This window comes from Candidatus Poribacteria bacterium, assembly GCA_016866785.1.
Lineage (GTDB): Bacteria > Poribacteria > WGA-4E.
On the sequence record VGLH01000124.1, the window covers coordinates 1 to 12,180 of the forward strand.

The window sequence follows — 12,180 nt, forward strand, 5'->3', positions numbered from 1 at the left end:
GACCGAGACGGAGGAAGCCATCGTCCGACGACGTCACGACGAAGCCCACGCGGCAGCCCGGCTCATCGATGGCGAGTATGTCTGCGTCGGCGAGCAGGACTTCCTCATCCACTACGACCCCGCGACGATCCGCAAGACCGTCGAAGCCCTGCGGCGACTCCGCCCCGATGTCGTCGTGACCCACTCGCCCGCCGACTACATGCTGGATCACGAGATCACGTCGCAACTCGTGCGGAACGCCTGCTTCTGCGCCGGAGCGCCGAACATGCAGACGCTCGCGGTTCCACCGGCGGAACCCCTGAGCGGCATCCCGCATCTCTACTATGCCGACCCCATCGAGGGCATGGACGCCCTGGGGAACCGGATCAATGCCAGCCTGATCGTCGATATCACTGACGCCATACCGCGCAAGGTCGAGATGTTGGCATGCCACGCGAGCCAGCGCGACTGGCTGATGAAGCACCACGGTATGGACGAGTACATCGAGTCGATGAAACGCTGGGGCGCGGAAGTGGGCGAGCGGATTGGCGCCCCCTTCGCCGAGGGGTTTCGGCAGCACTTGGGACACGCCTACCCACAGGATGACTTGATCGGCAAGACGCTGGGCGGGACACGAGCCGAGCCACGCGAGAAGGAGTGAACCATGAGCGGCGTCGGAGCCCTCCGACTGAGCGAGCTGCGGAGCGAGTTCGCCAAGGTCGAGTGCGTCCTGGCGGCAACGCCGACCGTCGACAAGGACTTCTGCATCTCGACCGATGAGTACCGGGCGCGGCAGCGTCGCGTCTACGAAGCCCTGCGGCAACAGGGCTTGGAGGTCGGTTTCGTCTTCAGCGACGAGCACTACGACGGCGACGTGCCCTACCTGGGCGGGAACACGAACGTCCAGATCGAGCAGGTCGCCGGCGTCATCGGTCGGACTGGGTTCCACATCGCGGCTGGGCTGGAGGGCGGCTACGTCGCCGAACAGCTCGCGGACCGCGCGGCGGCTCCGGTGCACAAGGTCGAGATGCTCAAACTCGCCGACGAGGAGTATCCCGTCGCGGCGGAGCGCCTCGAGGACGTTATCGAAGCGGCGGCGGGTGCGAAGGTCGACCGGATTGGCTTGCTGACCCCGCGACAGGTCGTGCCGGCGTCGGTCGTCGCCTACCTGGAGGAGCTCTACGGAGCAGAGAACGTGATCGACTGTCCGGAGGTCTACTACCGGCTCAAGTACGAGAAGTCGGACGACGAGATGCGGCTCATCCGCGACGCGAGTGTCATCGCCGACGCGATGGTGCGTGCGATGCTCGCTGTCCTGCGTCCGGGAATGCTCGAAACGCAGGTCGCCGCGTGGGGCTACTTCGTCGGGAGGGAGCTCGGCGCGGAGGAGATGGGCTGGGATGTCATGGTCGGCGCGAACACCGCCAACCGGACGCTCATCGGGAAGGCGCTCAACCGCGAGATCCGCGAGGGGGATGTCATCCACGTCGGCGTGGCGCCGAAGCGGGACGGGCTCAACTCCTGCCTGCGGCGTTCGTGCGTCGCGGTGGAACACCCGGATCAGGTGACGGCGGAGCAGCGCTACTGGTTCGAGTTCGTCGAGGAAGCCTACCGGGTCGGGCTCGACGCGTTGCGGGACGTCGCCGAGCACGCCAAGCCCGCGTACCTGCAGGAGCAGGCGCTCGTGGACTACTTCCGGAACCGGTCGGACGAAGTGTCGCGGCGGATCGGCAGACCCATCGAGCTGGAGCGCCTCAAGCCCTACACGGGAACGCACAACGCGGGGTACACCGAGTGCCAGGAGTTCTACGGCGCGATCACGCTCAACTCGACGGAGCCGCTCGGCGAGCAGATCGTCATCATGCTCGACGTGGCGATCCGTGGCGTTGGAGACTTCTGGAACGACGTCGTCATTCCGGGGCTGGATTTCGTCGTTGTCGAGAACACGTGCGGGAAGTCGGGGCGGCGGCTCGAGGAGATGAACGCGGTTCCCCACAACGTCCAGTCGCTCGTCGGCGCGATGCCGTGAAGGACTGTCCTATCCCTCGGAAAGGGCTTCCGCGACGAGCTCGCGTTCCGACGGTTCCAGCGGGAGCGTCAGGGCGATCTCGCGGGCTTGCGGGCTGATGCGTTCCCAGACTTGGCGCAGGATGTCGATCATCTTCGCCCGCTCGGTCTTGGCGGCGAATTCGGCGAACTGCCATTCGAGAAACACCAGCGAGACGGCGTCTTCGATGACCTGGCTCTCCGGGTCGTGCGGGAATCCGACGCGCCGGATGAGATCGCCAACTCGTGCGACCATCTCCGGGTCGTATCCGACATCGTTGAGGATGCCCTGCACCCGCTCGGCGTGGAGCCTCTTGAGCCGGTTACGCCACTGGTAGTAGCCGCGTCGGTCGGCGGAGTAGTCCTGCCTGGGAACCTTCCACCGCTCGATATGGAGTCCGCGGACGGCTAGGAGCAGGGCTTCCGACGGGTCGGGGGTCAGGCGAGTCACCCAACCCGTGACGTGCCGCGCGTAAGCGACCTCGAAGGGCGTGGGGATGCCGTCGATGGCGCGCGAGTTGGGATCGTGCGCGTTGGCTTCTTCGATGGCGGCGATGGCGGCGTCGAACCGTGCGGCGTCCATGGGGCGCTTCGCGTTATGCGTGCAGATAGCGGAAAACCCAGCGACATCCTGCCGCTGGGTTTTCGGTTGTGGTTGCGGGGGCAGGATTTGAACCTGCGACCTCTGGGTTATGAGCCCAACGAGCTACCAGACTGCTCCACCCCGCGTCATGTCGTCGTTTCTTCCGGTCCCGCCGTGCCACACGGTTCCTCAGGTGGTTCCTGTGGTGGGCGAGGAGGGGATCGAACCCTCATGCCCGAGCCGGGCGACGGATTTTAAGTCCGGCGTGTCTACCAGTTCCACCACTCGCCCGAATCGTCACCGGACGCAATGAAGTATAGGTTCGCCCACTCTCCGAGTCAAGGAAAACGGGCATCGGATGTGCGTCGGGCCGCCTGAGCGAATGGAGGTCGTCCCTCGGAAGAAGCCTTAGACAGAACGAGTCGGGGAGCCGCACTCGGTATCGCTCGACGCCCCGGGTTGGGGTGCACGGTCAGCCGTGGACTGCGATCAACCCCATGTGTCGTCGTGGCGATGGTGGATCATCAGTCGGTTTCCATCGGGATCGAACACCATCGCGACATCGCAGACGGGCGTGTTCTCGGGTCCAAAGATGACAGTCACACCCTTGGCGCGAAGCTCCTCGACCCATTTGGCGACATCATCGACAGCGACTGCCATGGTGGGACCCGTGCTGTCCTTCGCAGGCCTGCTGTGCGGCGGCCCGATCAGGGCGACCGTGATCGGCTCCGTCGCCAGCTCGACCCACGAGTCGCCGTATGTGAACGCCACCTCGAATCCGAGCGTGTCTCGATAGAACGCGAGCGCTCGCTCCATGTCGGTCACGTCGTAGCAGATGAAATCGATGCCGCGAGCCTTCATCGTCGTCCGTCCCTTTCCTTGTCCCTGGCACAACTCAGACTACAATGACAGGTGAGCCGAGCTACAGCGCGCGTCAAGGGCTGATTACAGCCGTCCATGCCTCGTTCGCATATCACCTTCTTCCACTGCGGATGCGAAAAGGGCGGAGACCATCTCCTGGATGGTTCCGCCCGGTTCACGATAACCCAATCGCGGTCGTTGAGGCGCTACTGGTCGAACTGAAGCTCGAACGCTCCCGATGACGCCGAATGGCGCACCTGCGCGTTATCGAATGCCGCGACGCCGAAGTAGTAGCTCTTTGCGAGATCGGAGAACTGGACGTCGTACTCGCTCCCAGTCGTCAGCTTGCGAGCGATTTCCAGCGTCCACTTCCCGCCGGAGTAGACACCCTTGGCGGCGACGTCCCCGCGGTCGCCTTGGTAGGGAGCGACGACGATGCCAGGAACCTCGTCGTTCGCCTTGAAGTCGCCGTCGTTGAACGGCTTCTTAGTGCTGTCGAGGATCCAGTAGGGAGGGGCGATCGCTCCGTAGGCAGGAGTCTTGCCGTCCGCGGACTTGTTGTCCTTGTACCCGCCTCCAGTGTTCGGGTCGCTATGGCGTCCTGCTTCGGCGGCTTTGTCGGGATCGTAACGCACGTCGTCCAACCACTGATCATCCATCGTCCCGACGGGACCCGTTCGGACAGACTTCCAGTGCCAGATGTCTCCGCGTTCGCCAGCCGACGTGGTGTACTTGTTCCCGTATGGCTTGCCTTCGCCGATATGGCAGGTCACCTGGCATCCCGCCTGGTTGAAACCGGCGATGCTGTCGTTGATGTTCCAGATGAAGGCGAGCTTATCTTCGTAGTACTTGTTGTCGTCGCCGGCAGGTCCATCCTTGAGCTGCTTCCACGATCCGTCCGCCTGCTTCTGCCACGGCGCGCGGCGCAGGCTCTCGGTCGGGTCGGTCCACTCGACGAGGAAGTAGACCATGTCGCCGGAGTGGACCGACTTAAGCGATACGTTGGACAGGGAGGAGTTGGCGCCGCCCGACGCCACGAACTCCAGCGGATGGGCATCCTTCCATGCAGCGTCTGCGCCGCTGCCGTCGACTGTCGGCGCAGCTCCCTTGTGCGACAGGAGCGTGTTCGCTCCAATGTCCTTCTTTTCGCCTTCCTCGTCATCGCCTCCGCAGCCGACGACCATGGCAACGCCGACACCAAGTGCCAGGACGACGGCTAGCGCGCGCCAATGCTTAAGCCACACACCCATCGAGGGCTCCTTTGCTTCCGGCACGAGCACGCTCGGCGCGAGCGATCGACCGCTCGTCATGGTGGGACGACCTGATCGGCACTGACCTTCGGAGTGTGACTCGCTCCACGTCGGTACCGACGGCGACCCAGCGTCCGAGCCTGCGAGTGTCGGCGCTTGTTATTGCGTTCACATACACAATAGCGCGGCACGCTGGGGTTGGGAAGGACTCCGATGTATCTCGTGCGAAACCGCGCGAACGCTACGTCAGCACGGATCACGGCGTCAACACCGTCCGTAGGAGCTCGATTGTGCGCGAATGCGCTTGACAGAGATCGGGGGCTATGGGAAAATGCCGTTCCTGTGGTCACCCAGTTGCCCCGCCACAGGACGGTGCGATACGGTTGTGGCAAGTCGTGCGGAGACCAAACTGGGTAGTCTGTCCGGTCATTCGTGAAACAGGTCACAATCGACGCACACGTCGCAGGTGGCGATGAGCGCCTACATCCCGATCCTCCTGCTTCTCCTCGTGGCAGTCGTCATCGCGGTGGCGATCCTCGCCCTCGCCCAGCTCCTCACCCGATACGTCGTCCGTCCGCGGCAGACCCGCGTCAAGGGGAGCGTCTACGAGTCCGGCGTGAACCCCGTCGGCAACGCCCGGTTACGGTTCTCCATCAAGTTCTATCTAATCGCAATGATCTTCATCATCTTCGACGTCGAGGTGATCTTCTTCTATCCGTGGGCGATCGTGTTCCGCGACATGATCCGCGAGAACCTGCTGGTCTTTTGGGAGATGGTCGTCTTTACGGCGATCCTGGTGCTGGGGTACATCTACGTGTGGCGCAAGGGCGGGCTCGACTGGGATTAGCCCGCTAACGGGGACACGATGCCAGAAGAACAGGCTCCGGAGGCTGCACCGGCGGAAGACCCACGGCCTCTTCCCGTCCGTAAGGTCGTCGAACGCTTCGGAGACCCCGTCCTCGCCACGGATGAGCACCGTGGGGAATGGACGGTCGTCGTAACTTCCGAGGCGATCCATCCGGTTCTCAGGTTCCTCAAGACCGATCCCGCGTTCCAGTACATCCGCCTGGTCGATCTCACCGCCGTGGACTGCCTCGGCTTGGAGTCGATCTCGGCGCGGTTCGGCGGAGCCCGCTTCCTGCTCGTCTACCACCTCATGTCCCACATGCCGGACTCGCCGCTGCCGAGACTGCGGGTCAAGTGTCCGCTGACGGATGCGGAACCGTCCGCCCCGTCGGCGACAGGCCTGTGGTCCGCCGCCGACTGGCTCGAACGCGAAGTCTACGACATGTTCGGGATCGTCTTTGACGGGCATCCCGACCTGCGGCGTATCCTGATGCCAGACGACTTCGGCGCGTTCCCGCTGCGGAAGGACTATCCGGTGCAGGGCGTGGGCGAGCGCGCCAGCTTCGACTTCGAGCGGTCGGGACAGACGCATCGTGACGAGTGAACGCCTGAAAGGCAGCAGCATGCGTGCACCTGCCAGAGCCAAGACTGACGTTGTCGCCAGCGAGACGATGGTCCTCAACATCGGGCCCCAGCATCCGGCGACCCACGGCACGCTCCATCTGGAGGTCGAGCTCGACGGCGAACAGGTCGTACGATGCACCCCGCATCTGGGTTATCTCCACACGGGCTTCGAGAAGCTCGGCGAGAGTATGCTCTACAACCAGTTCATCGTCGTCACCGACCGGATGAACTACCTGTCGCCACTCTCCAACAACTTCGCCTACGTCCTCGCCGTCGAGAAGCTTCTGGGCGTCGAAGTCCCCAAGCGCGGGCAGTATATCCGCGTTGCCCTCGCCGAGATGGCGCGCATCGCCGACCACATGGTCTGGTTGGGAACCCACGCGCTGGACATCGGCGCGTTCACCGCGTTCCTCTACGCCTTCCAGCAGCGCGAGAAGTTCTACGACATCATCGAAGCCTGCTCCGGCGCGCGGCTCACCGTGAGCTACACGCGCGTCGGCGGCATGGCGCAGGACGTGCCCGACACGTTCGTCCCGATGGTGCGCGGCTTCCTGGAGGGGTTTCTCAACGAAGCCCTGCCGGAGATCGAAGGGCTCCTCTCGAAGAACCGCATCTGGATCGACCGGACGAAGGGCATCGGCGTCATCGACGCCCAGACGGCGCTCGACGGCGGTTTGACGGGTCCCTGCCTGCGCGGCTCCGGCGTCGAGTTCGACATCCGCAAGGCGGAGCCTTACTCGTCCTACGAGGACTTCGACTTCGACATCCCCGTGGGCGTGCGCGGCGACACCTACGACCGCTACCTGGTGCGCATGGAAGAGCTGCGGCAGAGCTGCCGGATCATCCAGCAAGCGCTCGACAACATGCCGGATGGACCCGTCAACGTGCCGGATCACAAGATGATCCTGCCGGGCAAGGAGCACGTCTACAAGGCTCCCGACCACACGCAGCCCTACGACCCGGTTCACCCGTACGGCTCCATCGAAGGCTTGATCCACCACTTCAAGGTGACGATGCGAGGTCACGGCGTCGAGCCGCCGGAAGGGGAGGTCTACTGCGCGACGGAGTCGCCCAACGGGGAACTGGGGTTCTACCTGGTCAGCGACGGCAGCGGCTATCCATACCGCGTCCGCGTGCGCGCGCCTTCGTTCATGAACTATCAGAACCTGCCCAGGATGGTCCAGGGGCTTATGGTCTCCGATGTCGTCGCCGTGCTGGGGAGCCTCAACGTCATCGCCGGAGAGCTCGACCGCTGAGTAGTTCGCATTGGGGATTCATCGCTCGGTCGATCGCCGTGGGGTTGTAGGGGCGAGTCTGAGACCCGCCCCTACGGAACTCGCCTCCGACACGAATCGCTGGGGACCGATCGGTCGACGACTGCCTGGATGAGTGGAGTCTGACGGATGCCATTCGAATTCACGCCGGAGCGCCGCGCCCATCTGGACGATCTCCTGACCCACTACCCGACGAAACGCGCGGCGACGCTCCCGGCTCTGCACCTCGCGCAAGCCCAGAACGGCTACATCTCGCAGGATGTCATGGAGCACGTCGCGGAGCTCCTCGACCTCTCCCCGGCGCAGGTGCAGGACGTCGTCACGTTCTACCCGATGTTCTTCCAGGAACCCGTGGGCAAGCACATCATCCGGGTCTGCAAGACGCTCCCTTGCATGCTCTGCGACTGCAAGAAGGTCCTCGACCACCTGCGCGAGTCGCTCGAAGTCGAAGTCGAGGGGACAACGGCAGACGGCAACTTCACGCTGCTCGAAGTGGAATGCCTCGCCGCGTGCGACCAGGCTCCCGTGATGATGGTCGACGAGGACTTGTACGGAAACCTCACGCCGGAGAAGATCGACGAAATCCTCGGCGGCATCACCGGGAAAGCGGCTCCCGCGAAGGCAGAGAGACGACATGGCAGAGGCTAAGGAACGGCGCATCCTCTACGAAAACCTCGACGTGCCCGGAATCCACACGCTCGATGTCTACCGGAAGCACGGCGGATACGCGTCGCTGGAGAAGGTCTTTGCCATTCCGCCGGACGACCACATCACGCTCGTCAAGGACTCCGGTCTGCGCGGACGCGGGGGAGCCGGGTTCTCGACCGGCATGAAGTGGACCCTCATGAACCGCCAGATCGAGCCGCGTTATCTCTGCTGCAACGCCGACGAGAGCGAGCCGGGGACCTTCAGCAACCGCTACATCCTGCAGAACAAGCCCCACATGCTCATCGAGGGCATCATCGCCTGCTGCTGGGCGCTGGGCATCCACACCGCGTACGTCTACTGCCGGGGTGAATTCACGCTCGCCAAGAAGCGGCTCGACGCCGCGATCCTAGAAGCCTACGCGGCGGGCATCCTCGGCGAGAGCGTCGCGGGGTCCGGCTTCGCGCTGGACGTCTACACGCACTCCGGCGCAGGCGCGTACATCTGCGGCGAAGAGACCGGCTTGATCGAATCGCTCGAAGGCAAGCGCGGACAGCCTCGCAACAAGCCGCCGTTCCCCGCCGTCCAGGGCTTGTTCATGAAGCCCACGTGCGTCCAGAACGTCGAGACGCTCTCGAACCTGCCCTTTATCGTCAACAACGGGCTCGACTGGTACAAGGGCATGGGGAGCGTCTACACCGACGTTCCGCGCACCGCCGGCGACCCGGTGAACACGGGCACCAAGCTCTACTGCGTCAGCGGACACGTCGAGAAGCCGGGCGTCTACGAGGTCGAGCTGGGCATCACGGCGCAAGACCTGATCGACATGGCGAGCGGCGTACGCGGCGGGAACCGCGTCAAGGCGGTGATTCCCGGCGGGAGCTCGGCTCCCGTGCTGACGCCCTATGAGCTCGACTGCCCGCTCGACTTCACGTCGCTGGGTCTGGCGAAGTCGATGCTGGGCTCCGGCGGGATCATCGTCATGGATGAGACGGTCTGCACCGTGTCGGCGCTGCTGAACCTGATGGAATTCTATGCGCACGAGTCCTGCGGTCAGTGCACGCCCTGCCGCAGCGGGACGCCCTGGGTGCGGGACATCACGAAGCGGATCGAGGCGGGACACGCGAAACCCGGCGATATCGAGCAGCTCATCGACGTCGCCAACCAGATCGCCAACGTGGACACGTTCACGTGGAACACGATCTGCGTCTTCGGCATCGCCGTATCGTGGCCCGCGGTGAGCTTCGCGCGAAAGTTCCGCCCGGAGTTCGAGGCGCACATCCTCAACGGTGAGTGCACGGTTCTCCCTCTGGAAGAGGCGATCACGCCGCCGGAGCAGAACTACGCCTACCCGCGGCCCCAGGTGACCGTCGTGCAGCAGCCGAAGTGGCATTAGCGGCTTCCTGAGAAGCGGAGGCTCGACCGGATGGCGAAGATCACGATCGACGGCAAGGAATACACCGTCTCGGACGGCATCACGGTCGTCCAGGCGGCGGCAGAGGTGGGCATCACGATCCCCCACTACTGCTACCATCCGGCGCTCCGCGCGCCGGGCAACTGCCGCATGTGCCTCATCGAGCTGACGCTTCCGGGCAGACCCGGACCCGAACGCCAACTGGCGATCGGGTGCGGCACACGCGTCGCCGACGGCATGGTCGTCAGCAACACGGCTCCGCGCGTCAAGGCGGCGCGAGCGATGACCCTCGAATTCCTGCTCATCCACCATCCGCTCGACTGCCCCACTTGCGACCAAGCTGGCGAATGCCACCTGCAGGACTACACCTACGAGTTCGGCAACGACCGCAGCCGCTATGTCGAGGCGAAGCAGACTCCGCCCCGCAAGCAGGTCGGACCCCACATCGACTTGTTCACGACCCGCTGCGTCGTCTGCACGCGGTGCGTCCGGTTCTGCGAGGAAATCACCGGAACGAGCGAGCTCGGACTGATCCACCGAGGCGGGCACAACGAGATCGACGTCTACCCCGGCAGACCGCTCGACAACAAGCTGTCGGGCAACGTCGCGGACATCTGTCCGGTCGGCGCGCTGGTCTCGCGCGATTTCCTCTACCGATCCCGTCCGTGGTTCCTCAAGAAGGTCAACAGCGTCTGCCCCGGTTGCTCGAAGGGCTGCAACACGACCGTCGAGTTCCGCGACAACGAGATCGTCCGCATCAAGCCGCGCTACCACGCCGACGTCAACGACTTCTGGATGTGCGACGACGGGCGCTACGGCTACCACTACGCGAACGACCCGAACCGCCTCAAGTCGCCGATGATCCGCGACGGCGAGTCGCTCGTCCCCACGGGGTGGAACACGGTCTTCGAGGCAATCGCCGCGAAGATCGCGGAGCTCGGCGGCGAGAACGTCGCGATCCTCGCGTCGGCGTTCAACACGAACGAGGAGCTCCGCGCCATCGGCAGACTCGCCATGGAAGCGGTCGGAACGAAGCACGTCGGGCTCATCAGCCAACCGATCACCAGCGAAGACACGGTCTATCCGAAGTTCGTCATCGAGAAGGACAAGAACCCCAACCGCGCGGGCGGTCTGGCGATCCTCGGTGACGTTCCGACGGACGAGGACGCATGGGCGCTGCTGGATGGCGCGAAGGGCGCGGTCGTCTTCGGCGGGATCCCCGGCTTAGAGCTGAGCGAGCAGGTTCTGGCGCGGCTGGAGGCTCTCGCATGCCTCGTCGTCGTGGACATCCTGCCGTCGGCGCTCACGGAGCGGGCGGACATCGTCGCTCCGGGGACTGCCTTCACCGAGAAGGAAGGCTGCTTCACCAGTTCGCAGAAGCGCGTCCAGCGGCTGAACCGCGCGCTGCCGCCGCTCGGACGCTCTCTGGACGAGTGGACGTTCGTGTGTGAGGTCGCGCGGGCGATGGGCAGGGAGTTCGGCTATCTATCGGTGGGGGAGATCACCGACGACATCGCGTCGTCTGTCGAAGCGTTCTCCGGGGCTGGCGACAGCGCCATCGGCTCGCGGGGATACGTCCTGGGCAGTGGGGAGCCGGCTCCGGAGACGATGACGGGGAACGACGCCTACGCCGCGAAATACTGGGACTGACGCATGATGCTTCCGCAGATTATCGCCGCGCTCATCAAGATCGTCTTTCTCGTTCTGTTCATCCTCGCTATCGTTCCGGTGCTCGTGCTGGCGGAACGCAAGGTGAGCGCGTGGATCCAGGATCGGCACGGGCCCAACCGCGTGGGCCCCTGGGGCTTGCTGCAGCCGATTGCGGACGGCGTGAAGTTCCTTCTGAAGGAAGACATCGTCCCCGGACAGGTGGATCGTCGGCTCTACATCGCCGCTCCGGCGCTGATCCTGATACCGGCGTTCATGACAGGCGCGGTCATCCCGTTCGCCAAGGCGATCCCGGCGGACGGTCTGCTGGGACGACTGCTCTCCGCTGCGAGCTGGGCTCCCGACGGCATTCCGTTCCAGATCGCCAACATCAACATCGGCGTCCTCTACTTCATCGCGATCACGTCTCTGGGCATCTACGGCGTCATCTTGGCGGGGTGGGCATCGAACAACAAGTATGCGCTGCTCGGCGGGCTGCGGGCTTCGGCGCAGATGATCAGCTACGAGCTCTCGATGGGTCTGGCGATCCTGTCGGTGCTGTTGGTCGCCGGATCGCTGAACGTCGCCGATATTGTCGCCAAGCAGACGGAGGCGGGCTCGTCGTGGTTCGTGTTCTTCATGCCGGTCGCGTGGTTCATCTTCACGGTGACGGCGTTCGCTGAGACGAACCGCCTGCCGTTCGACCTGGCGGAGTGCGAGCAGGAGCTGGTCGCCGGATATCACACGGAATACAGCTCGATGAAGTTCGCCATGTTCTTCCTCGCCGAGTACGGAAACATGGCGATCGGCTCGTGCCTCAACGTGTGCCTGTTCTTCGGCGGATACACGCTGTTCGGACTGGAGAAGCTCGTTCCGTGGTGGGGCACGCTGCTCATCTTCCTAGCGAAGGTCGCATTCTTCCTGTTCGTCTTCATCTGGGTGCGATGGACGCTCCCTCGGTTCCGGTACGACCAGGTGATGGCTCTCGGATGGAAGATGCTTCTGCCCGTC

The 12,180-nt window shown here is 64.2% G+C and carries 12 protein-coding genes and 2 tRNA genes; 9 read left to right on the forward strand and 5 right to left on the reverse strand.

Going from position 1 to position 12,180, the window contains the following annotated elements:
• On the forward strand, positions 1-640 hold a 640-nt coding region (locus FJZ36_15235), incomplete at its 5' end, for a PIG-L family deacetylase (protein ID MBM3216255.1).
• 3 nt (positions 641-643) lie between these two features.
• Positions 644-2,008, forward strand: coding sequence for a M24 family metallopeptidase (locus tag FJZ36_15240; protein ID MBM3216256.1), 1,365 nt, complete (start codon positions 644-646; stop codon positions 2,006-2,008).
• Positions 2,009-2,017: 9 nt separating this feature from the next.
• Here the strand turns inward: FJZ36_15240 and FJZ36_15245 are convergent, their stop codons facing one another.
• The 5 genes from FJZ36_15245 to FJZ36_15265 all read right to left on the reverse strand — a co-directional run bounded on the left by FJZ36_15245 (position 2,018) and on the right by FJZ36_15265 (position 4,779).
• The gene (locus FJZ36_15245) at positions 2,018-2,608 is read right to left on the reverse strand and encodes a DUF4202 domain-containing protein (GenBank protein ID MBM3216257.1); all 591 of its coding nucleotides are present in this window, start codon (positions 2,606-2,608) and stop codon (positions 2,018-2,020) included.
• Positions 2,609-2,677: 69 nt separating this feature from the next.
• Positions 2,678-2,754: transfer RNA gene (locus tag FJZ36_15250), tRNA-Met, on the reverse strand.
• Between the two features lie 57 nt (positions 2,755-2,811).
• A tRNA-Leu gene (locus FJZ36_15255) sits at positions 2,812-2,899 on the reverse strand.
• A gap of 198 nt (positions 2,900-3,097) precedes the next feature.
• Positions 3,098-3,469, reverse strand: coding sequence for a VOC family protein (locus FJZ36_15260; GenBank protein MBM3216258.1), 372 nt, complete (start codon positions 3,467-3,469; stop codon positions 3,098-3,100).
• 206 nt (positions 3,470-3,675) lie between these two features.
• Positions 3,676-4,779 (reverse strand): ethylbenzene dehydrogenase, encoded by a 1,104-nt coding sequence (locus FJZ36_15265; protein MBM3216259.1) that lies wholly within the window; start codon positions 4,777-4,779, stop codon positions 3,676-3,678.
• Positions 4,780-5,191: 412 nt separating this feature from the next.
• Between FJZ36_15265 and FJZ36_15270 the strand changes: the two genes are divergently transcribed.
• From FJZ36_15270 to nuoH, 7 genes are all read left to right on the forward strand, one after another.
• Positions 5,192-5,566, forward strand: coding sequence for an NADH-quinone oxidoreductase subunit A (locus tag FJZ36_15270; protein MBM3216260.1), 375 nt, complete (start codon positions 5,192-5,194; stop codon positions 5,564-5,566).
• A gap of 18 nt (positions 5,567-5,584) precedes the next feature.
• Complete coding sequence (locus tag FJZ36_15275; protein ID MBM3216261.1) at positions 5,585-6,169, forward strand: NADH-quinone oxidoreductase subunit C; 585 nt, start codon at positions 5,585-5,587, stop codon at positions 6,167-6,169.
• Between the two features lie 19 nt (positions 6,170-6,188).
• Complete coding sequence (nuoD, locus tag FJZ36_15280) at positions 6,189-7,445, forward strand: NADH dehydrogenase (quinone) subunit D (GenBank protein MBM3216262.1); 1,257 nt, start codon at positions 6,189-6,191, stop codon at positions 7,443-7,445.
• Between the two features lie 147 nt (positions 7,446-7,592).
• Complete coding sequence (gene nuoE, locus FJZ36_15285; GenBank protein ID MBM3216263.1) at positions 7,593-8,111, forward strand: NADH-quinone oxidoreductase subunit NuoE; 519 nt, start codon at positions 7,593-7,595, stop codon at positions 8,109-8,111.
• Positions 8,098-9,504 (forward strand): NADH-quinone oxidoreductase subunit NuoF, encoded by a 1,407-nt coding sequence (gene nuoF, locus FJZ36_15290; GenBank protein MBM3216264.1) that lies wholly within the window; start codon positions 8,098-8,100, stop codon positions 9,502-9,504. Before nuoE ends, nuoF begins: the two co-directional genes overlap by 14 nt.
• Positions 9,505-9,534: 30 nt before the next feature.
• Positions 9,535-11,172 carry a 2Fe-2S iron-sulfur cluster binding domain-containing protein gene (locus FJZ36_15295; GenBank protein ID MBM3216265.1) on the forward strand — a complete coding sequence of 546 codons (1,638 nt, stop codon included), beginning with the start codon at positions 9,535-9,537 and terminating at the stop codon, positions 11,170-11,172.
• Positions 11,173-11,175: 3 nt separating this feature from the next.
• The coding region (gene nuoH, locus FJZ36_15300) for an NADH-quinone oxidoreductase subunit NuoH (GenBank protein MBM3216266.1) at positions 11,176-12,180 on the forward strand (1,005 nt) is incomplete at its 3' end.

What these genes read in the sequence shown, in the direction of transcription:
- nuoF (MBM3216264.1), top strand. Translation starts at nt 8,098, where the DNA reads ATGGCAGAGGCTAAGGAACGGCGCATCCTCTACGAAAACCTCGACGTG.
- nuoE (MBM3216263.1), top strand. Translation starts at nt 7,593, where the DNA reads ATGCCATTCGAATTCACGCCGGAGCGCCGCGCCCATCTGGACGATCTC.
- FJZ36_15260 (MBM3216258.1), bottom strand. Translation starts at nt 3,469, where the DNA reads ATGAAGGCTCGCGGCATCGATTTCATCTGCTACGACGTGACCGACATG.
- FJZ36_15245 (MBM3216257.1), bottom strand. Translation starts at nt 2,608, where the DNA reads ATGGACGCCGCACGGTTCGACGCCGCCATCGCCGCCATCGAAGAAGCC.
- FJZ36_15265 (MBM3216259.1), bottom strand. Translation starts at nt 4,779, where the DNA reads ATGACGAGCGGTCGATCGCTCGCGCCGAGCGTGCTCGTGCCGGAAGCA.
- FJZ36_15270 (MBM3216260.1), top strand. Translation starts at nt 5,192, where the DNA reads ATGAGCGCCTACATCCCGATCCTCCTGCTTCTCCTCGTGGCAGTCGTC.
- FJZ36_15275 (MBM3216261.1), top strand. Translation starts at nt 5,585, where the DNA reads ATGCCAGAAGAACAGGCTCCGGAGGCTGCACCGGCGGAAGACCCACGG.
- FJZ36_15295 (MBM3216265.1), top strand. Translation starts at nt 9,535, where the DNA reads ATGGCGAAGATCACGATCGACGGCAAGGAATACACCGTCTCGGACGGC.
- FJZ36_15240 (MBM3216256.1), top strand. Translation starts at nt 644, where the DNA reads ATGAGCGGCGTCGGAGCCCTCCGACTGAGCGAGCTGCGGAGCGAGTTC.
- nuoD (MBM3216262.1), top strand. Translation starts at nt 6,189, where the DNA reads ATGCGTGCACCTGCCAGAGCCAAGACTGACGTTGTCGCCAGCGAGACG.